The organism is Actinoplanes sp. NPDC023936 (assembly GCF_040639325.1).
Taxonomy (GTDB): domain Bacteria; phylum Actinomycetota; class Actinomycetes; order Mycobacteriales; family Micromonosporaceae; genus Actinoplanes.
The window spans coordinates 341,485-362,508 of the sequence record NZ_JBEZZR010000006.1; the positions used below are offsets into that span (position 1 = coordinate 341,485).

General features: G+C 67.1%; 19 protein-coding genes and 3 tRNA genes. All 22 read right to left on the reverse strand.

Translation table 11 applies throughout. The features are described 5' to 3' along the window. Positions 1-5 precede the first annotated feature (5 nt). The 22 genes from rpsJ to AB0F72_RS12075 all read right to left on the reverse strand — a co-directional run bounded on the left by rpsJ (position 6) and on the right by AB0F72_RS12075 (position 21,007). Entirely contained in the window at positions 6-314 is a 309-nt protein-coding gene (rpsJ, locus tag AB0F72_RS11970; protein WP_007073037.1) for a 30S ribosomal protein S10, read from the reverse strand. 361 nt (positions 315-675) lie between these two features. After that, positions 676-1,869 (reverse strand): elongation factor Tu, encoded by a 1,194-nt coding sequence (gene tuf, locus AB0F72_RS11975; protein ID WP_043531101.1) that lies wholly within the window; start codon positions 1,867-1,869, stop codon positions 676-678. 130 nt (positions 1,870-1,999) lie between these two features. Further along, complete coding sequence (gene fusA / locus AB0F72_RS11980; RefSeq protein WP_360429201.1) at positions 2,000-4,096, reverse strand: elongation factor G; 2,097 nt, start codon at positions 4,094-4,096, stop codon at positions 2,000-2,002. A gap of 85 nt (positions 4,097-4,181) precedes the next feature. Further along, entirely contained in the window at positions 4,182-4,655 is a 474-nt protein-coding gene (rpsG, locus tag AB0F72_RS11985; protein WP_111648510.1) for a 30S ribosomal protein S7, read from the reverse strand. 1 nt (position 4,656) lies between these two features. Then, entirely contained in the window at positions 4,657-5,031 is a 375-nt protein-coding gene (gene rpsL, locus AB0F72_RS11990; protein ID WP_014440718.1) for a 30S ribosomal protein S12, read from the reverse strand. Positions 5,032-5,490: 459 nt separating this feature from the next. Continuing rightward, complete coding sequence (locus AB0F72_RS11995) at positions 5,491-5,973, reverse strand: hypothetical protein (protein ID WP_360429205.1); 483 nt, start codon at positions 5,971-5,973, stop codon at positions 5,491-5,493. A 44-nt stretch (positions 5,974-6,017) separates the two neighbouring features. Further along, entirely contained in the window at positions 6,018-6,365 is a 348-nt protein-coding gene (locus AB0F72_RS12000) for a hypothetical protein (protein WP_360429208.1), read from the reverse strand. Between the two features lie 83 nt (positions 6,366-6,448). Further along, positions 6,449-10,339: a DNA-directed RNA polymerase subunit beta' gene (locus tag AB0F72_RS12005; RefSeq protein ID WP_360429211.1), complete on the reverse strand. Its 3,891-nt coding sequence runs from the start codon at positions 10,337-10,339 to the stop codon at positions 6,449-6,451. 99 nt (positions 10,340-10,438) lie between these two features. Further along, complete coding sequence (locus tag AB0F72_RS12010) at positions 10,439-13,879, reverse strand: DNA-directed RNA polymerase subunit beta (protein ID WP_360429214.1); 3,441 nt, start codon at positions 13,877-13,879, stop codon at positions 10,439-10,441. Between the two features lie 569 nt (positions 13,880-14,448). Beyond that, positions 14,449-14,835 (reverse strand): 50S ribosomal protein L7/L12, encoded by a 387-nt coding sequence (rplL, locus tag AB0F72_RS12015; RefSeq protein WP_360429217.1) that lies wholly within the window; start codon positions 14,833-14,835, stop codon positions 14,449-14,451. A 57-nt stretch (positions 14,836-14,892) separates the two neighbouring features. Further along, positions 14,893-15,438 carry a 50S ribosomal protein L10 gene (gene rplJ, locus AB0F72_RS12020; protein ID WP_360429220.1) on the reverse strand — a complete coding sequence of 182 codons (546 nt, stop codon included), beginning with the start codon at positions 15,436-15,438 and terminating at the stop codon, positions 14,893-14,895. A 323-nt stretch (positions 15,439-15,761) separates the two neighbouring features. Beyond that, a complete protein-coding gene (locus tag AB0F72_RS12025; RefSeq protein WP_360429223.1) occupies positions 15,762-16,460 on the reverse strand; it encodes a hypothetical protein in 699 nt (232 codons plus the stop codon). Next, complete coding sequence (locus AB0F72_RS12030; protein WP_360429226.1) at positions 16,457-17,296, reverse strand: ATP-binding cassette domain-containing protein; 840 nt, start codon at positions 17,294-17,296, stop codon at positions 16,457-16,459. Before AB0F72_RS12030 ends, AB0F72_RS12025 begins: the two co-directional genes overlap by 4 nt. 75 nt (positions 17,297-17,371) lie before the next feature. Then, entirely contained in the window at positions 17,372-18,094 is a 723-nt protein-coding gene (gene rplA, locus AB0F72_RS12035; RefSeq protein ID WP_360429229.1) for a 50S ribosomal protein L1, read from the reverse strand. Positions 18,095-18,170: 76 nt separating this feature from the next. Next, positions 18,171-18,920, reverse strand: a complete 750-nt coding sequence (nusG, locus tag AB0F72_RS12040) for a transcription termination/antitermination protein NusG (protein ID WP_360429232.1) — start codon at positions 18,918-18,920, stop codon at positions 18,171-18,173. 61 nt (positions 18,921-18,981) lie between these two features. Then, the gene (secE, locus tag AB0F72_RS12045; protein WP_360429235.1) at positions 18,982-19,353 is read right to left on the reverse strand and encodes a preprotein translocase subunit SecE; all 372 of its coding nucleotides are present in this window, start codon (positions 19,351-19,353) and stop codon (positions 18,982-18,984) included. Between the two features lie 108 nt (positions 19,354-19,461). Further along, positions 19,462-19,534 (reverse strand) — tRNA-Trp (locus tag AB0F72_RS12050). A gap of 81 nt (positions 19,535-19,615) precedes the next feature. After that, positions 19,616-20,011, reverse strand: coding sequence for a MaoC family dehydratase (locus tag AB0F72_RS12055; protein ID WP_360429238.1), 396 nt, complete (start codon positions 20,009-20,011; stop codon positions 19,616-19,618). Then, positions 20,008-20,460: a MaoC family dehydratase N-terminal domain-containing protein gene (locus AB0F72_RS12060; protein WP_360429241.1), complete on the reverse strand. Its 453-nt coding sequence runs from the start codon at positions 20,458-20,460 to the stop codon at positions 20,008-20,010. The genes AB0F72_RS12055 and AB0F72_RS12060 overlap by 4 nt, the downstream gene beginning before the upstream one ends. A 69-nt stretch (positions 20,461-20,529) precedes the next feature. After that, positions 20,530-20,697, reverse strand: a complete 168-nt coding sequence (rpmG, locus tag AB0F72_RS12065) for a 50S ribosomal protein L33 (RefSeq protein WP_014440704.1) — start codon at positions 20,695-20,697, stop codon at positions 20,530-20,532. Positions 20,698-20,812: 115 nt separating this feature from the next. After that, positions 20,813-20,885, reverse strand: a tRNA-Met gene (locus AB0F72_RS12070). Positions 20,886-20,934: 49 nt separating this feature from the next. Continuing rightward, positions 20,935-21,007: transfer RNA gene (locus tag AB0F72_RS12075), tRNA-Thr, on the reverse strand. Between the last annotated feature and the right edge of the window lie 17 nt (positions 21,008-21,024).

Sequence of the window (21,024 nt, forward strand, 5' to 3'; positions counted from 1 at the left end):
GATCCCTACAGCTTGATCTCGATGTCGACGCCAGCCGGCAGGTCGAGGCGCATGAGCGAGTCGACCGTCTTCGGAGTCGGGTCGATGATGTCGATCAGACGCTTGTGCGTGCGCATCTCGAAGTGCTCGCGCGAGTCCTTGTACTTGTGCGGCGAACGGATCACGCAGAAACGGTTGATCTCCGTGGGCAGCGGCACCGGGCCTGCGACCTGCGCCCCGGTGCGCGTCACCGTCTCGACGATTTTCCGCGCCGAGGAGTCGACGACCTCGTGGTCGTAGGCCTTGAGCCGGATGCGGATCTTCTGTCCCGCCATGGTGGCTTCTGTTTCCTTCTCTCGATGCCGCTACGTGCGAAAGCGGTGGCCTCCGCATGCCCGCAGGACCGTTGATCCTGCGTTGTCCGACCCCCGCGGTCGGGCGTGTCGCGCCTATTCACAGAGTGCTGGGCACTCCAGGCTCCGCCCCAGGTCACCTGGTGCGGATCGATCGCGGGGATCTGAGGGTGTCGGGCGGCAAACGAACCACACCCGGACACCCGGCGAGGGTGGGCAACTGACGAGCAGTCGCCCACCCCGCGCGGACGCAACCTGACTAGTATGCCGGATTCTCGCCGACAACGCTAATCGGGGTCACCGATGAGGTTGCCCACGGGTTAACTCCGTGGACAACCATCAATCACTTGTTGATCTTCGTGACCGTTCCGGCGCCGACGGTGCGGCCACCCTCACGGATCGCGAACTTCAGGCCCTGCTCCATGGCGATCGGCTGGATCAGCTTCACGGACATGGAGGTGGAGTCGCCGGGCATGACCATCTCGGTGCCCTCGGGCAGCGTGACGACGCCGGTGACGTCCGTGGTGCGGAAGTAGAACTGCGGCCGGTAGTTCTGGAAGAACGGGGTGTGCCGGCCACCCTCCTCCTTCGAGAGGATGTAGACCTGGCCCTCGAACTCCGTGTGCGGAGTCGTGGTGCCCGGCTTCACGACGACCATGCCGCGCTCGACGTCCTCGCGCTTGATGCCGCGGAGCAGCAGACCGACGTTCTCACCCGCGCGGGCCTCGTCGAGCAGCTTGCGGAACATCTCGATGCCGGTGCAAACGGTCTTGGTCGACTTCTCGCGGATACCGACGATCTCGACCTCCTCGTTCGGCTTGAGGATGCCACGCTCGGCGCGACCGGTCACCACGGTGCCACGGCCGGTGATCGTGAAGACGTCCTCGATCGGCATGAGGAACGGCTTCTCGGTCTCACGCTCGGGCTGCGGGATCGCGGTGTCGACCGCGTTCATGAGCTCCAGCAGCTTGCCGGTCCACTCGGGGTCACCCTCGAGGGCCTTGAGCGCCGACACGCGAACGACCGGCAGGTCGTCGCCCGGGAACTCGTAGGTGCTGAGCAGCTCGCGAACCTCGAGCTCGACGAGCTCCAGGAGCTCCTCGTCCTCGACCATGTCGCTCTTGTTCAGGGCGACGACGATGTACGGAACGCCGACCTGGCGGGCCAGGAGCACGTGCTCCTTGGTCTGCGGCATCGGGCCGTCGGTCGCGGCAACCACCAGGATCGCGCCGTCCATCTGCGCGGCACCGGTGATCATGTTCTTGATGTAGTCAGCGTGGCCGGGGCAGTCCACGTGCGCGTAGTGACGCGCCGCGGTCTGGTACTCGACGTGCGCGATCGAGATCGTGATGCCGCGGGCCTTCTCCTCCGGCGCCTTGTCGATCTCGTCGAACGGGGTGTACGGGTTCAGCTCGGGGAACTCGTCGTGCAGGACCTTCGTGATGGCCGCAGTCAGCGTCGTCTTACCGTGGTCGATGTGACCAATGGTGCCGATGTTGACGTGCGGCTTAGTCCGCTCGAACTTCGCCTTCGCCACTGGTGTCCTCCTGTGGACTGATCATTACTTTTCGCCCGGCACGCCGATAAGGCGCTCAGGACTCTGTCGACTGCTCGTGCACGTGCGGTCCTCGACGGACCGCACGTGCCTCATCGATCAAGCACAGATGTCAGGCACCTGTCGCCTTAGCGATGATCTCCTTTGCCACGTTCTGAGGAACCTCGGCGTAGGAGTCGAACTGCATGCTGTAGCTGGCCCGGCCGGCAGTCTTCGACCGCAGGTCGCCGACGTAGCCGAACATCTCCGAGAGCGGCACCAGAGCCTTGACGACGCGAGCGCCGTGGCGCTCCTCCATCGACTGGATCATGCCACGACGGGAGTTGAGGTCGCCGATGACGTCACCCATGTTGTCCTCAGGGGTGGTGACCTCGACGGACATCATCGGCTCCAGCAGCGCGGGATCGGCCTTGCGGGCCACTTCCTTCATCGCCATGGAGCCGGCGATCTTGAACGCCATCTCGGACGAGTCGACCTCGTGGTACTGACCGTCGACAAGCGTGAACCTCACGCCGACCAGCGGGTACCCGGCGAGGACGCCGTACTGCAGGGAGTCCTGGGCGCCCGCGTCCACCGAGGGGATGAACTCCTTGGGGATGCGACCACCGGTCACGGCGTTCACGAACTCGTACGTGGGGCCGTCAGCCTCGAGCGGAAGCGGCTCGACGTTGACGACGACCTTCGCGTACTGACCGGAGCCACCGGTCTGCTTCTTGTGGACGTACGTGTGCTTCTCCACGGTGCCGCGGATCGTCTCACGGTACGCCACCTGCGGCTTACCGATGTTGGCCTCGACGTTGAACTCGCGGCGCATGCGGTCCACCAGGATGTCCAGGTGGAGCTCGCCCATGCCGGCGATGATCGTCTGGCCGGTCTCCTCGTCGTTGAAGACGCGGAAGGTCGGGTCCTCCTCGGCCAGGCGCTGGATCGCGGTGCCCAGCTTCTCCTGGTCCGACTTGGTCTTCGGCTCGATGGCGACCTGGATGACCGGCTCCGGGAAGGTCATCGACTCCAGGATGACCGGGTTCGCCGGGTCGCTGAGCGTGTCACCGGTGGTGGTCTGCTTGAGACCCTGGACGGCGATGATGTCGCCGGCCTGCGCGGTGGCGCGCTCCTCACGCTTGTTCGCGTGCATCTGGTAGATCTTGCCGATCCGCTCCTTGCGGTCCTTGGTGGAGTTGACCACCTGAGAACCGGACTCGAGCGTGCCGGAGTAGACCCGGACGTAGGTCAGCTTGCCGAGGTGCTTGTCGGTCTGGATCTTGAAGGCCAGCGCCGAGAAGGGCTCGTCGTTCGACGGCTTGCGCAGCAGCGGCGTCTCGCCGTCGGTCGCGGTGCCCTCGATCGCCGGGATGTCCAGCGGCGACGGGAGGAACTCGACGACCGCGTCGAGCATGGGCTGCACGCCCTTGTTCTTGAACGCCGAGCCGCAGAGAACCGGGTTGGCCTTGCTGGCGATCGTGGCGCGCCGGATGGCGGCCCTGATCTCCTCGACCGACACCTCTTCGCCCTCGAGGTACTTCTCCATCACCGCGTCGTCGACGTCGGCGAGGGTCTCGATGAGCTTCTCGCGCCACTCGGCGGCCTGCTCGGCGAGGTCGGCCGGGATCTCCTCGACCGCGTAGTCCTCACCCTTCTGGGTCTCCCCGCGCCAGGTGAGCGCGCGCATCTCGATCAGGTCGACGACACCGATGTGGTCGCCCTCGAGCCCGATCGGGATCTGCAGGACCAGCGGGGTGGCGTTCAGCCGGTCGATCATCATCTGCACGCAGCGGAAGAAGTCGGCACCGGTCCGGTCGAGCTTGTTGACGAAGCACATCCGGGGGACGTTGTACTTGTCCGCCTGACGCCAGACGTTCTCGGTCTGCGGCTCAACGCCGGCAACACCGTCGTACACCGCGACCGCACCGTCGAGCACACGCAGCGACCGCTCGACCTCGACCGTGAAGTCGACGTGGCCGGGCGTGTCGATGATCTGGATCGTGTGACCCTTCCACTCGCACTTGGTGGCGGCGGAAGTGATGGTGATACCGCGTTCCTGCTCCTGCTCCATCCAGTCCATGACGGCAGCGCCCTCGTGGACTTCACCGATCTTGTACGTGATACCGGTGTAGAACAGGATCCGCTCAGTCGTCGTGGTCTTACCAGCGTCGATGTGCGCCATGATGCCGATGTTGCGAACCTTGGCGAGCGCGTCTGCGGCGGCCACTTCCATCCCTACTTTTCTTCGTCGTCGTCTCGTGGACCGGTACGACTGCCGTGGCCCGGCACAAGGCCGGGCCTGCAGCAGGGTCTTACCAGCGGTAGTGCGCGAAGGCCTTGTTGGACTCCGCCATCTTGTGGGTGTCCTCGCGCCGCTTGACGGCGGCACCGAGGCCGTTGCTGGCGTCGAGCAGCTCGTTCTGGAGACGCTCGATCATGGTCTTCTCACGGCGCGCCTTCGAGTACTGGACGAGCCAGCGGAGGCCGAGAGTGGTCTGACGCGGGGTGCGGACCTCGACCGGAACCTGGTAGGTCGCGCCACCGACGCGGCGGCTGCGGACCTCGAGGGTCGGCTTCACGTTGTCCATCGCACGCTTGAGGATGACGACCGGGTCGGTGCCACCGCTCTTCTCGCGGGCACCTTCGAGGGCGCCGTACACGATGCGCTCGGCGAGCTGACGCTTGCCGCCGACCAGGATCTTGTTGACCAGCTGAGTCACCAGCGGGGAGTTGTACACCGGGTCAGCGACCACAGGGTGGCGCGGAGCGGGTCCCTTACGCGGCATGTCAGCTCTTCTCCTTCTTCGCGCCGTAACGGCTGCGGGCCTGCTTGCGGTTGCGGACACCCTGGGTGTCCAGCGAACCACGAACGATCTTGTAGCGAACGCCCGGAAGGTCCTTAACACGGCCGCCACGCACGAGCACGATGGAGTGCTCCTGCAGGTTGTGACCGACGCCCGGGATGTACGCCGTGACCTCGATCTGGCTGCTCAGCTTCACACGAGCGACCTTGCGCAGCGCAGAGTTCGGCTTCTTGGGGGTAGTGGTGTACACGCGCGTGCACACGCCGCGCCGCTGAGGACTTCCCTTCAGCGCCGGCGTCTTTGTCTTGCTCGTCTTCGCCTGGCGGCCCTTTCGGACCAGCTGCTGGATCGTGGGCACCGGGTTTCTCCGCTCCCTTCGGCCGCTTCCTGTTTTTACGGCCGCACCGAGTATTTCTGCCTCTGTGTGCGGGCTCCGCCCTGGAGGGCGTCTCCCGCACCCGCGGTCGGGCGTGTCGTCCGGCTCACGGTCCCGCCACGCGTGGTACGCCCACGCGTTTCGGGTCTTGTCTCTGTCGGGACAGGTGCTCACACCGAGCTCCGCCCGTCGTGCCGCAATCCCCGTCGTACCTTCCGAATCGGGTGCACGCACGAGTTGCCCGGGCTAGCCCGGGCACGAAGGGAAAGATTACCCACCATAGGCACCCAGGTCAAAATGAGCTCAGGCTCCCACGATGGACATCTCCGTATACCAGTGTACCGGGTGCTCCGGCGCGGCATCGCCGCGGTGCCGGATCCCGAGGCCCACAGAGCTGTACGGTGGCCTCCGCGTAACTGCTCGGTAGCCGAAGGTGGCCACTCACGACATCTGCAACACCAGTCCCAGCAACAATCCGGCCAAACCTATTCCCGCGCCGGCCGCGCCACAGGAGATGCCGGCGACGCCCACCCCACGGCCGGTGAAACGCACCCGGCCGGGCTGACCGGACCGGCGGATCTGCCGAAGAGCGATCATCCCGGCGGCCACCGCTCCCCCACCGGCCAGGACGCTGAGCAGGGTGAACGCGCCACCCACCCAGACTCCCCAGCCCTCGCCGGAGCCGACCGCGCCGAAGCAGACAGCCAGCGTGGAGACCAGGATCGCACCGATCCCGGCCACCAGCGAGCCGATCGCCAGGCCGGATGTGATGGGCACGACTCGCAGCTGCGCGAGGCCGAACCCGGTGCCGCCGACCGCGTCGACGCGCTCCAGCTGCCAGCCGGCGGACGGCGGCGCCACCGGCGGCGGGCCGTAGGAGGGCTGTGGTGGCGGGCCGTAGAAGGACTGCGGCGGCTGCGTCATGGAGGAAAGCATGTCACCCGTCCGAGCCGAGCCGCAGCCCGGCGTCAGTCGGTCCCGGGCGCGAAGTCCGTCCCGCCGGGTGCGGCGGCGAAATGCAGCAGACCGGCGATCACGGCCACCACCAGCGAGGCCAGCGCGAGGACCAGTCCCGCCCAGGCCAGCCGCCGGCCCCGCTGGATCCACGCCGAGCCGGTCAGATAGCCCCCCGCCGCGTACGCCTCACGGTGCGCCTGCCGGGCCAGGAGCAGGGCAACGGTGGCCGGTATCACCCCACCGATGAACACTCCGGTCAGCAGCCCGACGAGCCCCAGCGCGAAGACCGCGCGGGACTTGGTGGACGGCACCGGCTCCGGATCGAGGGGGTGGCGGGTCGGCACGGCGGGGAGGGTCACCCACCCATCTTAGGAAGCGGGGCGAGCACGGAGACGCCGATGGGGCGGCCGCGCCAAGCGCGACCGCCCCATCGAGAGAACCCTTAGCGGTACGACCCGAAGTCGAAGTCGTCCAGCGGCACAGCCTGCCCGCTGGCCGGCCCGAAGCCGTAGTCGGTCTCGGGGTACCCGGTCATCGAGTACACCTTGGCCTTGGCCTCCTCGGTCGGCTCGACCCGGATGTTCCGGTACTTGCTGATACCGGTACCGGCCGGGATGAGCTTACCGATGATGACGTTCTCCTTGAGGCCCACCAGCGAGTCGCTGCGCGAGTTGATCGCAGCGTCGGTGAGCACCCGGGTGGTCTCCTGGAAGGAGGCCGCGGAGAGCCACGAGTCGGTCGCCAGCGAGGCCTTGGTGATACCCATCAGCACCGGACGGCCGGCGGCGGGCTCGCCACCCTCGCCCACGAGACGGCGGTTCTCCGACTCGAAGAGCGCCCGGTCGACCAGCACACCCGGCAGGAACTCGGTCGCGCCGGAGTCGATGACCGTCACCCGCTTGAGCATCTGGCGGATGATGATCTCGATGTGCTTGTCGTGGATGAGCACACCCTGCGAGCGGTAGACCTCCTGGACCTCGCTGGTCAGGTGGACCTGGACCGCGCGCGGACCCATGATGCGCAGCAGCTCGTGCGGGTCGATGGTGCCCTCGGTGAGCTTCTCGCCGACGTTGACGTGGTCGCCGTCGTGCGCCCGCAGCTTGACGCGCTTCGAGATCTTGTCGTAGACGATCTCGTCGCTGCCGTCGTCCGGGATCACGATGATCTTCCGCGAACGCTCGCCGTCCTCGATCCGGATGCGGCCGGGGGTGTCGGCGATGGGCGCCTTACCCTTCGGCACGCGGGCCTCGAAGATTTCCTGGACACGCGGCAGACCCTGGGTGATGTCCTCACCCGCGACACCACCGGTGTGGAAGGTACGCATCGTCAGCTGGGTACCCGGCTCACCGATGGACTGGGCCGCGATGATGCCGACCGCCTCGCCGATGTCGACCGCCTTGCCGGTCGGCAGCGAACGGCCGTAGCAGGCCGCGCAGACGCCCAGCTTCGACTCACAGGTCAGCACGCTGCGCACCCGGACGTTCTCCACGCCCGCGGCGACCAGCTTGTCGACCATGATCGAGTTGAGGTCGTCGCCACGCGACACGACACGGTTGCCGTTGGCGTCGTCGATGTCGTCGGCCAGGGTGCGGGCGTGCACGCCGGTCTCCGCGTGCGTGTGCACGACCAGGGTGCCGTCCGGCTCCCGCTCGCCCACCTGCATCGGGATCGCACGGTCGGTGCCGCAGTCCTCCTCGCGGATGATGACGTCCTGCGACACGTCCACCAGACGACGGGTCAGGTAACCCGAGTCGGCGGTACGCAGCGCGGTGTCGGCCAGACCCTTACGGGCACCGTGGGTGGAGATGAAGTACTCCAGAACGGTCAGACCCTCGCGGTACGACGAGGTGATCGGCCGCGGGATGATCTCACCCTTGGGGTTGGCCACCAGACCACGGATCGCGGCGATCTGCCGGAGCTGGAGGAGGTTACCGCGAGCGCCGGAGTTGATCATCACCCAGAGCGGGTTCTCCTGCGGAAGCGCGGTCTCCATCTCCTTGGAGATCTCGTTGGTCGCCTTGGTCCAGATCTCGATGAGCTCGCCGCGACGTTCCTCGGCGGTCATCAGACCACGCTGGTACTGCTTGTCGATGCGGTCGGCCTCGACCTGGTAGCGGGCCAGGATCTCCGGCTTGCGCGGAGGACCGATGACGTCGCCCATGCCGATCGTCACACCGGACCAGGTGGCCCAGTGGAAGCCGGCCTCCTTGAGCGCGTCCAGGGTCGCCGCGAGGACGACCTTCGGGAAGCGCTCGGCGAGGTCGTTGACGATCGCCGACAGCTGACCCTTGCGGATCTCGTAGTTGACGTACCGGTACCCGACCGGGAGCGTCTCGTTGAAGATCACGCGGCCCAGGGTGGTCTCGACGGTGACCTGGTCACCCTCGGTCCAGTCCTCCGGCGCGACCCACTGCTCGCCCTTGGCGCCGTTGTCGACACCGACGACGTTCTGCAGGCGGAGCTTGATCGGCGCCTGCAGGTGCAGCTCACCGTTGTCGAACGCCATCCGCGCCTCGGCGTCGGAGCTGAACACCCGGCCCTCACCCTTGGCACCGGATGTCATGTGGGTCAGGTAGTACAGACCGATGACCATGTCCTGGGTGGGCATGGTGACCGGCTTGCCGTCGGCCGGCTTGAGGATGTTGTTCGAGGACAGCATCAGGATCCGCGCCTCGGCCTGGGCCTCGGCGGACAGCGGCACGTGGACCGCCATCTGGTCACCGTCGAAGTCGGCGTTGAACGCCGTGCAGACGAGCGGGTGGATCTGGATCGCCTTGCCCTCGACCAGCTGCGGCTCGAAGGCCTGGATGCCGAGGCGGTGCAGGGTCGGCGCGCGGTTCAGCAGCACCGGGTGCTCGCTGATGACCTCTTCCAGCACGTCCCACACGACCGGGCGCTGACGCTCGACCATCCGCTTGGCGGACTTGATGTTCTGCGCGTGGTTCAGGTCGACCAGGCGCTTCATCACGAACGGCTTGAACAGCTCCAGCGCCATCTGCTTCGGCAGGCCGCACTGGTGCAGCTTGAGCCGCGGGCCGACGACGATGACCGAACGGCCGGAGTAGTCGACGCGCTTACCGAGCAGGTTCTGACGGAACCGGCCCTGCTTGCCCTTGAGCATGTCGGAGAGGGACTTGAGCGGGCGGTTGCCCGGACCCGTGACCGGCCGGCCACGACGGCCGTTGTCGAACAGAGCGTCGACGGCCTCCTGCAGCATCCGCTTCTCGTTGTTGACGATGATCTCGGGCGCGCCGAGGTCGATCAGTCGCTTGAGGCGGTTGTTGCGGTTGATCACGCGGCGGTACAGGTCGTTCAGGTCGCTGGTGGCGAAGCGGCCACCGTCGAGCTGCACCATCGGGCGCAGGTCCGGCGGGATGACCGGGACGCAGTCCAGCACCATGCCGAGCGGCGAGTTGCGGGTGTTCAGGAACGCCGCGACGACCTTGAGCCGCTTGAGCGCCCGGATCTTCCGCTGGCCCTTACCGGTGCGGATGATCTCCCGGAGGTTCTCCGCCTCGGCGTCCAGGTCCATGTTCTCGAGCAGGGCCTTGATGGCCTCCGCGCCCATGCCGCCGGTGAAGTACTCACCGAAGCGGTCCCGGAGCTCGCGGTAGAGCAGCTCGTCGGTGACCAGCTGCTTGGAGTCGAGCTTGCGGAAGGTGTCGAGCACCTCGTCGAGGCGGTCGATCTCGCGCTGCGCCTTGTCGCGGATCTGGCGCATCTCGCGCTCGCCAGCTTCCTTGACCTTGCGGCGCACGTCGGCCTTGGCACCCTCGGCCTCGAGCTCGGCCAGGTCCTGCTCCAGCTTGGCGGCCCGCTTCTCGATCTCCGAGTCACGGCCGTTCTCCGACTGGCGCTTCTCGGCGAAGATCTCGTTCTCGATGGTCGACATGTCGCGGTGACGCGCCTCGGCGTCCACGCTCGTCACCACGTACGAAGCGAAGTAGATGATCTTCTCGAGGTCCTTGGGCGCGAGGTCCAGCAGGTAACCCAGCCGGCTCGGGACGCCCTTGAAGTACCAGATGTGGGTCACCGACGCGGCCAGCTCGATGTGACCCATGCGCTCACGGCGGACCTTGGACCGGGTCACCTCGACGCCGCAGCGCTCACAGATGATGCCCTTGAACCGGACCCGCTTGTACTTGCCGCAGTAGCACTCCCAGTCCCGCTGCGGACCGAAGATCTTCTCGCAGAAGAGTCCGTCCTTCTCGGGCTTGAGGGTGCGGTAGTTGATCGTCTCGGGCTTCTTGACCTCGCCGTGCGACCACTGCCGGATGTCGTCAGCGGTAGCAAGGCCGATGCGCAACTCGTCGAAGAAGTTGACGTCGAGCACTTGGACTATCCCTCGTGTTTCGTTGCTCGGGTGAATTCAAGGCCGGCGGGTGCGGCCCCGGACGGGCTGAGTTTCCTCAATCCGGCGGGGCCGCTTCCGTCAGATCTCTTCGACGCTGCTGACGCCCTCGTTCGGGCGCCGGGACAGGTCGATGCCGAGTTCTTCCGCGGCCCGGAAGACCTCGTCGTCCGTCTCGCGCATCTCCAGGGCCACACCGTCGCTGGAGAGCACCTCGACGTTCAGGCACAGCGACTGCAGCTCCTTGAGGAGCACCTTGAAGGACTCCGGGATTCCCGGCTCCGGGATGTTCTCGCCCTTGACGATGGCCTCGTAGACCTTCACGCGGCCCAGGACGTCATCGGACTTGATGGTCAGCAGCTCCTGCAGTGCGTAAGCCGCACCGTAGGCCTGCATCGCCCAGCACTCCATCTCACCGAACCGCTGGCCACCGAACTGAGCCTTACCACCGAGCGGCTGCTGCGTGATCATCGAGTACGGACCGGTCGACCGCGCGTGGATCTTGTCGTCGACCAGGTGGTTGAGCTTGAGGATGTAGACGTAGCCGACCGAGATCGGGTCCGGCAGCGGCTCACCCGAGCGACCGTCGAACAGCTGGGCCTTGCCGTCACCGTTGACCAGGCGCTTGCCGTCCCGGTTCACCAGCGTCGACTCGAGCAGACCCTTGATCTCCTCCTCCTGAGCACCGTCGAAGACCGGGGTCGCGACGTTGCTGTCGGCGGGGGACTCGTGGGCCTCGATGGCGCGGAGCTGACGCTTCCAGTCCGCGTCGTCGCCTTCGACCGACCAGCCGGTCTTGGCGATCCACCCGAGGTGGGTCTCCAGGACCTGGCCGATGTTCATACGCGAGGGGACACCCAGCGGGTTGAGCACGATGTCGACCGGGGTGCCGTCCTCGAGGAACGGCATGTCCTCGACCGGAAGGATCTTGGAGATGACGCCCTTGTTGCCGTGCCGGCCCGCGAGCTTGTCACCGTCCTGGATCTTCCGCTTCTGCGCGACGTAGACCCGCACCAGCTCGTTCACACCCGGGGGCAGCTCGTCGCCGTCCTCGCGGGAGAACGTCCGGACACCGATGACGGTGCCGGTCTCGCCGTGCGGAACCTTCAGCGAGGTGTCCCGGACCTCCCGGGCCTTCTCACCGAAGATCGCGCGGAGCAGGCGCTCCTCAGGAGTCAGCTCGGTCTCGCCCTTCGGGGTGACCTTGCCGACCAGGATGTCGCCGGGGACGACCTCGGCGCCGATCCGGATGATGCCGCGCTCGTCCAGGTCGGCGAGCATTTCCTCGCTGACGTTGGGGATGTCGCGGGTGATCTCTTCCGGGCCGAGCTTGGTGTCACGGGCGTCGACCTCGTGCTCCTCGATGTGAATCGAGGTGAGCACGTCCTGCTGCACGAGGCGCTGCGACAGGATGATCGCGTCCTCGTAGTTGTGGCCTTCCCAGCACATGAACGCGACGAGCAGGTTGCGCCCGAGGGCCATCTCGCCCTCGTCGGTGCAGGGACCGTCGGCGATGACCTGGCCGGCCTCGACCCGGTCACCCTCGAAGACGACCGGCTTCTGGTTGACGCAGGAGCCGGCGTTCGAACGGCGGAACTTGTGCAGCAGGTAGGTACGACGGTGACCGTCGTCCTGGTGCACCGTCACGTAGTCGGCGCACAGGTCCTCGACGACACCGCCGACCTCGGCGACGACCACGTCACCGGCGTCGACCGCGGCGCGGTACTCCATGCCGGTGCCGACCAGCGGCGACTCCGCCTTGACCAGCGGAACGGCCTGACGCTGCATGTTCGCGCCCATGAGGGCACGGTTGGCGTCGTCGTGCTCGAGGAACGGGATCATCGCGGTCGCGACCGAGGTCATCTGCCGCGGCGAGACGTCCATGTAGTCGACCTCGCCACCGGGGACGTAGTCGACCTCACCGCCCTTCCGGCGGACCAGGACGCGGTCCTCGGCGAACGTGTTGTCACTGGACAGCACGGCGTTCGCCTGGGCCTTGATGAACCGGTCTTCCTCGTCGGCCGTGAGGTAGTGCACCTCGTCGGTGACGACGCCGTTCTCGACCTTGCGGTACGGCGTCTCGATGAAGCCGAACGGGTTGACCCGCGCGAACGTCGAGAGCGCACCGATCAGACCGATGTTCGGACCCTCGGGGGTCTCGATCGGGCACATCCGGCCGTAGTGGGACGGGTGCACGTCACGGACCTCGAAGCCGGCCCGCTCACGGGACAGACCACCCGGGCCGAGCGCCGACAGACGGCGACGGTGGGTCAGACCCGCGAGCGGGTTGGTCTGGTCCATGAACTGCGACAGCTGCGACGTGCCGAAGAACTCCTTGATCGCCGCCACCACGGGACGGATGTTGATCAGGGTCTGCGGCGTGATCGCCTCGACGTCCTGGGTCGTCATCCGCTCGCGGACGACGCGCTCCATCCGGGACAGGCCGACGCGGACCTGGTTCTGGATGAGCTCGCCGACCGTCCGCAGACGGCGGTTGCCGAAGTGGTCGATGTCGTCGGCCTCGTAGCCCTCCTCACCGGCGTGCAGCCGGCAGAGGTAGTCCACGGTCTTGACGATGTCTTCCTCGGAGAGCGTGCCCCGGACGATCGGGACGTCGATCTCGAGCTTCTTGTTGAACTTGTACCGGCCGACCTTGGCGACGTCGTACCTCTTCGGGTTGAAGAAGAGGTTGTCGAGCAGGGTCTGCGCGTTCTCCCGGGTGGGGGGCTCGCCAGGGCGCAGCTTGCGGTAGATGTCTAGCAGGGCCTCGTCCTGCCCTGCGATGTGGTCCTTCTCAAGCGTCGTCATGAGCAGCTCGGACCAGCCGAACCGCTCGCGGATCTGGTCCGCCGACCAACCGATGGCCTTGAGCAGGACGGTGACGGCCTGCCGGCGCTTACGGTCGATGCGGACGCCGACGGTGTCGCGCTTGTCGATGTCGAACTCGAGCCAGGCTCCCCGGCTCGGGATGACCTTGACGCTGGTGAGGTCGCGGTCGGAGGTCTTGTCCGGCTCCTTGGTGAAGTACACGCCCGGCGAGCGGACGAGCTGGCTCACCACGACCCGCTCGGTGCCGTTGATGACGAACGTCCCCTTGGGGGTCATCATCGGGAAGTCACCCATGAACACGGTCTGGCTCTTGATCTCGCCAGTCGTGTTGTTGGTGAACTCCGCGGTCACGAACAGCGGGGCACAGTAGGTCAGGTCCTTCTCCTTGCACTCCTCGATCGAGGCCTTGACCTCGTCGAAGCGCGGAGCCGAGAAGGACAGCGACATGGTGCCGGAGAAGTCCTCAATGGGACTGATCTCTTCGAGGATCTCTGCGAGGCCCGAGTGGGCGTGCGGGTCGTCCGTCGTCCGGGCCTGCCAAGCCTCATTGCCGACCAGCCAGTCGAACGAGTCCGTCTGGAGGGCGAGGAGGTTGGGGACCTCTAGCTGCTCGGTGATCCGGCCGAAAGAGACCCGGCGGGGTGCGTAAGCGCTCGACGTACGGCTGGTCTTCGCAGGGCGGGAAGCTGCCAAGATGCGTCCTTCCGAGGACCGGTGCTGCTATGCGGCTGAGTTGCTGGTGCAACTGGTCTGCGTGCACTCCAATGAGCCCCCGGGAATCAATCCTCATGGATATCCCGACAGGCATCAAGACAGAAGGCAGCGCAAACTAGCAGTGTAGCCGCTCGGCTAACCGCTGTCCAGCCCACACCTGAGGTGGCCCGCGGAACATGCCCTCACCAGCGGTGGGGCCGCTCAGAAACGCGGCAACTCTTCCTCGGGTGCCGGTCTGCGAGGATCGGCACACCACCGATTACCCACAGCGCGACTGTCGCAAGCGCGGAAACTTGCTGATGTCAGCGTGCCTGTCAGGGGACACACAGTCAAGAGCTGTGCCGCGGGTCGGACGGGTACGGTCATCCGGCTGGCGCACCAAAGGGACCATAACGCATGGATAGCGAGCTTTGACATGCTTTGCAGCGTGTTGTGGCCGCCCGCCGATCGGGTCGTCGTGAGCTGCCGAAACGGACACCGAGAAACACCGATGGCGGGAACCCATCATGGATTCCCGCCATCGACAAGTAACGCTGAGGAGCGTTAGATCACTTGAGGGTGACCTTGGCGCCTTCGCCCTCGAGCTTGGCCTTGGCGGCCTCGGCCTTCTCCTTGTTGACACCCTCGAGGATCGCCTTGGGGGCGCTCTCGACGGCGTCCTTGGCCTCCTTGAGGCCCAGGCCGGTCAGCTCACGCACGACCTTGATGACCTGGATCTTCTTGCCGCCGTCGCCCTCGAGGACGACGTCGAAGGAGTCCTTCTCCGCCTCGGCCTCGGCAGCGGCGCCACCGGCAGCCGGGCCGGCCGCGATCGCGACCGGAGCGGCGGCGGTGACCTCGAAGGTCTCCTCGAACTGCTTCACGAACTCGGAGAGCTCGATCAGCGTCATCTCCTTGAACGCGTCAAGCAGCTCGTCGGTGCTGAGCTTCGCCATATCAGGCAACCTTTCCTAGCTTTGAACTAAAAAGTTTGTTCGGAACCGCAAGGCCGATCAGGCCTCGGCGGAACCTTCCTTCTCGCGCTTCTCCTGCAGGGCCGCCCCGAGGCGAGCCACCTGCGCGAGCGGGGCCTGGAACAGACCGGCCGCCTTGGTCAGGTTGCCCTTCATGGCGCCGGCCAGCTTGGCCAGCAGCACCTCACGCGACTCGAGGTCAGCAAGCTTGTTGACCTCGTCAGCCGTGAGAGCCTTGCCCTCGAAGACACCGCCCTTGATGACGAGAACGGGGTGGGCCTTGGCGAAGGCACGAAGGCCCTTGGCCGCCTCGACCACATCGCCCTTCACGAAGGCGAGCGCGGTAGGACCGGTGAACAGAGCGTCGAGACCCTCGATGCCCGCGTCGGTCGCCGCACGCTTCGCGAGAGTGTTCTTCGCGACCGCGTACTTGGCTTCGCTGCCCAGCGAGCGACGGAGCTCGGTGAGCTCCTTCACGGTGAGGCCGCGGTATTCGGTCAACACGGTGGCCGTCGAGGCACGGAAGTGGTCCGTGAGCTCGGAAACGGCCGAAGCCTTGTCGGCCCGGACCGGCTTGTCCGCCATGTCCCTCCTCTCTCAGTGTCCAGCCACTGGTCGAGAGGGTCCGCACAAGCAAAACGCCCCGGCGCAGGGGCACGGGGCGACATCAGGCGCAACTCGCACGCCCGGGATCTTCACCGTTCAGCCCTGCGCAGGTCGCCCGCTCGTGCGGGACCTTCGGCCGCGGCGTCCGTCGTGGTGACGGTCACTGCGGCGACCAGCGGTCTATGGGTGGAACTTCGAGACGTAACAGTACGCGCAACGGCCGTCCAAAACCAAATCGGCCCCGTCCCGCGCTTCGCCGGGTTTCCGTCCGCCCCCGATCGATGGGCGAAGCGAGCACCCGGTCAGGACCGTCCGCGGCGCAGCCGGGCATAGACGGCGAACACCACGGCACACCACAGCAGCGTCCAGCCGGCGAGCCCGAGCACGGTCCCGGCGGCCGGCGCGGCGCCCTCGCTCAGCGCCCGCGCGGTCGCCATCACCGGCGGCACCAGCCACGGCACGATCGAGTCCCGCAAGCCCAGCACGATCACCAGGATCGACCCGGTAACCAGCACCGCCACCCCCGGCAGCACCCGCCGGGTCACCGCCCGGCCGGCCAGCGCGCCGAGCGCCAGCGCACCGAGCAGCGCCAGCAGATGGGCCGCCCCGCCGAGCAGCACACCCACCCCGGTCGACGGCTCGTCCGAACCGGCCACCGGACCCCGGATGCCGCCGAACGCCCAGGGCGCCAGCATCGCCAGCAGGCACACCCCGGCGCCGAGCACCGCGGCCGCCAGCAGGCCGGCCGTCGCCTCCCGAGCCGGGCCGACGGCGAGCCGGGCCAGTTGCCGCTGCACGTCCGGCTCGATGTCCAGCACCAGCTTGGTGATCCAGGCCAGCACCGCGAACAGCGCCGCCGCCGAGTAGCCGTATGCCTCGGCGGCCGGGGACGGGCCGCCGCCGTAGAGCACCGAGAGCACCACCAGCACGGCGACCAGCGGGGCCAGGGCCCGGCCACTGCGCAGGAAACCGGCCGTCCGCATCCGGGCCAGCGCGATCATCGCTCCTCCTCGGTGGTGGCCTGACCGGTGGTGGCGGGACCGGTGACGCCAGAACCCGTGGGGAACTGCTCGGCAGGGGCGGGCGTCGGCCGTACCCCAATGACACGGTGACCGGAGGCACGCAGCCCGGCCACCGCCGCGGCGGCTTCCTGCCGCCGCACCGCCACCTCGACGATCACCTCGTCCGCCGGCGCTGCCGCACCACCCGCGAACTGCGCCGGGACGTGCGCCGGCGCATCCGTGACCCGCAGCTCGCCGTCGGTGACGGTCCAGTGCGCCGCGCCCGGGAGGCTGGCGATCTCCCCTCGGTGATCACTCACCAGGACCACTCCCCCGTGGCCGGTCACCTCGGCGACGATCTCCGGGACCAGCGAGCGGGAGGCGGCGTCCAGCCCTTCCCACGGCTCGTCCAGGACCAGGAGGCCGGGTGGGGTGAGCAGGGCCTGCGCGAGGCCGACCTTCTGCGCGGTGCCCTTGGAGAGGTCGGCGAGCGGCGTCTCCGCGTGCGCGGCCAGACCGAGGCGCTCGATCCACTCGTCGGCGGCGCCCTGCCGCACGCCACGCACCGCCGCCATCGACCGCAGATATCCGGCGCAGCTGAACGGCAGCGCGGCGGGAAAGCGTTCCGGAACCCAGCCGACCACCGCCGGCCGGTCCCGGATCGTGCCGCGGACCGGTCGCAGCACGCCTGCCGCCAGCTGGAGCAGCGTGGACTTGCCGGCGCCGTTGTGGCCGAGCACCACGACGACGCTGCCCGGGTCGACAGTGGCCTCGGCGTTCCGCAGAGCCCAGGGGGCGCGGCGGGCGTACCGGAACCAGATGCCCTCGAAACGCATGGCCGGAAGCCTGCCACGAAAAAGGCCCCCGGGGTGTCCCCGGGGGCCTTGCTCGCGTTGCTGATGCCGGCTGTGTCAGCCCTCGGTCGAGTCCGCGCCGCGCAGGTTCTTCGTGGCGTTCGGGTCGACCTGGACGCCCGGGCCCATCGTGGTGGCGACGGTGACCTTCTTCAGGTACTTGCCCTTGGCGGCGGACGGCTTGGCCCGGAGGACCTCGTCGAGCACCGCGGCGTAGTTGTCGACCAGCTGCTCCGGCGAGAAGGACGCCTTGCCGATGATCATGTGCAGGTTCGAGTGCTTGTCCACCCGGAAGGTGATCTTGCCGCCCTTGATCTCGTTGACGGCCTTGGTGACGTCCATGGTCACGGTGCCGGTCTTCGGGTTCGGCATGAGGCCACGCGGGCCGAGGATCCGGGCGATCCGGCCGATCTTGGCCATCTGGTCCGGCGTCGCGATCGCAGCGTCGAAGTCCAGCCAGCCACCCTGGATGCGGGCCACGAGCTCGTCGGTGCCGACCTCGTCAGCGCCGGCCGCGACGGCCTCCTCGGCCTTCGCGCCCTGGGCGAAAACGATCACGCGGGCGGTCTTGCCGGTGCCGTGCGGCAGGTTGACAGTGCCGCGGACCATCTGGTCGGCCTTACGCGGGTCGACACCGAGGCGCATCGCGACCTCGACGGTGGCGTCGAACTTGACCGGGTTGGTCTCCTTGGCGAGAGTGACCGCTTCCTTGGGCTCGTAGAGCTTGTTGGCGTCGATCTTCTCGGCGGCGTTGCGGTACGCCTTGCTGCGCTGTGCCATTTCACTTACTCCTGTGGTTGATGGCGGGACCGCACGGGGCGGCCCCTCCCACTGATATCGCCAGACGTTCTGACGATCAGATCTTGGTGACCTGGTTGAAGTTCAGCTCGACCGGGGTCTCCCGGCCGAAGATCGAAACCAGGACCTTGAGCTTCTGCTGGTCGGCGTTGATCTCGCTGATCGAGGCCGGCAGCGACGCGAAGGCGCCGTCCGTGACGGTGACCGAGTCGCCCACCTCGAAGTCGAGGACCTTGACCTCGAGCTTCGGCTTCTTCTCCTCGGCCACGACGGCCGGGGCCAGCCACTTCAGCACCTCGTCGAGCGAGAGCGGCGCCGGCCGGTCGACCCGGTCGGTGGCGCCGACGAAGCCGGTCACGCCGGGCGTGTTGCGCACACAGGAGTAGGACTCCGGGGTGAGGTCCATCCGGACCAGGATGTAGCCGGGGAAGACCTTGGCCTGCACCTGGTTGCGCTTGCCGTTCTTGACCTCGACCTCTTCGCGGGTCGGAACCTCGACCTGGAAGATGAAGTCCTCCATGTCGAGGCTCGTGATGCGGGTCTCGAGGTTGGTCTTGACCTTGTTCTCGTAACCGGCGTAGGAGTGCACCACGTACCAGTCGCCGGGCGCGTACCGCAGCTTCTGCCGCAGCTCCTTGACGGGGTCGTAGTCCTCGTCGGCCTCGGGGGCCGCAACCGGCTCGGAGGTCTCGTCCGCTTCGGGCGCCTGGGTGGCGGCCGACGTCGCGGCCGCCTCTACCGACTCGTCGGTGTCCAGCGACGACTGCTCGTCAGCAAACTGCGCGGTCTCGTCGTCGTACTCAGGCACGCTCGCTCACTTCTCCAGATCAGGTCTCTTCGGTTCTGTTCTCGTACGGGGAAACGGCGGATCAGCCGAGAGCCCAGAGAATGCCCTTACCGAAGGCGTAGTCCAAGCCTGCCACGATCGCGGTCACGACCGTCACGAAGACGATCACAACGCTCGTGTAGGTCAGCAGCTCCTTGCGAGTCGGCCAGATGACCTTGCGGAGCTCGCTGACGACCTCGCGGAAGAAGCCACCCACCCGGCCGAGGGGTCCGCCACTGCGACGCTTCGTGGCCTTCGGGCTGTCCGAGTCGGCCGAACGCTCGGCCAGTGCGGTCCCGCCACTGCCGGTCGCTGCGTCGGCGCCGTCGTCCGGCACATCACCGCCGGCGGCGGCGTCGGCGAGTACCTCGTCGTCGCCCGGGACGTCGTCACCGGGCCGGTCCTTCTCGGCCACTTCGCCCTACTTCCGTCGTCGGTAGGTGTTGATGTTCCCGTCAGCACTCGACCGGACGCGGAGATTGTGCGAACCGCGCACCGGGCGGGCACGTCGAGGAGGTTTGCGCAGGGGTGACAGGACTTGAACCTGCAGCCTGCGGTTTTGGAGACCGCTGCTCTGCCAATTGAGCTACACCCCTTTGCGGGACCTGCACCGAATACGGTTCAGTGCCCCACGGCGCACCAGTGTACGGGTACGCCCGGCGTTATCCCAACCCGGGCTACCGCTTCCTGATGAGCGCCTGTGCCAAGGACAGTACCTTGTCGCCGTTGCAGGTGGCGGTCAGGCTCAGCCGGGTGTGTCCGTCCTCGGTGATCTCCTTGACCGTCGCGCCCACCACGATCTCGGTCCCCTCGTCGGTGTCCGGCACCGGCACCGGCCGGGCGAACCGCACGCTGAACTCGACGACCGCGTCGGCTGCACCGGCCCATGCGGTGACCGCGCGGCCGACCAGAGCCATCGTGAACATGCCGTGCGCGATGACACCGGGCAGGCCGACGCCGGTGGCGGTCCGCTCGCTCCAGTGGATCGGGTTGAAGTCGCCCGAGGCGCCCGCGTAACGGACCAGATCCGCCCGGGTGACCCGGAACGTCTGCGGCTCCAGAACTTCGCTCATTTGGCCTCCTCGCCGCGCTGCACCAGTTTCGACCAGACCGTGACGACCGGCTCGCCGGCCTCCGTGCTCACCTCGGTCCGCGTGGTGATGAACTCGTGCCCGCCCCGGCTGGTGATGTCCTCGACCGAGTTGACACAGATCAGGGCGTCACCGGCGACGACCGGACGGGTGTAGGCGAATCTCTGGTCGCCGTGCACCACGCGGCTGTAGTCGAGGCCGAGCGCCGGATCCGAGATGATCTGACGGCTCGAGGCCATGGTGAACACCACCGGGAACGTGGGTGGGGCGACCACGTCGGGGTAGCCGGCGGCGCGGGCCGCCTCGGGGTCGTGGTGTTCCGCGTCGGTGGCGCCGATCGCCCGGGCGAATTCGCGGATCTTCTCCCGGCCCACGAGATAGGGCTCGGTGGCCGGCCAGCTGCGGCCGACGAAAGACTGGTCCAGGGACATGCCCCACAAACTACTCTGCGCCGCCCGGATGACTCCGGACGGCGCAGGGTGAAACTTCTGACGCTGAGATCAGCGGGTCTCGCGGTGCAGGGTGTGCTTCCCGTCACGGGGGCAGAACTTCTTCAACTCAATCCGGTCCGGGTCGTTACGCCGGTTCTTCTTGGTGATGTAGTTCCGGTCCTTGCACTCCGTACACGCCAGGGTGATCTTCGGACGGACGTCGGTCGCCTTGGCCACGGCGGGGTGCCTTCCTGCTAACGGGTTCTAACTGTCGACGTACCAGCGTAGACGCTAGGACCGTCGCTCTGCAAAGTGGGCCCCAGGACGGGGAACCACCAGGGATTTTACCAAGTAGCGGTGGCCGGACTTGAACCGGCGACACAGCGATTATGAGCCGCTTGCTCTGCCATCTGAGCTACACCGCCGAGCCAGGCTCATAGTTCATCGCCGGCGGGGCGGGAACGAACCCGGAAGAGCCCCCTTACGGAATCGAACCGTAGACCTTCTCCTTACCATGGAGACGCTCTGCCGACTGAGCTAAGGGGGCTTGCTGCTTCGCGATCT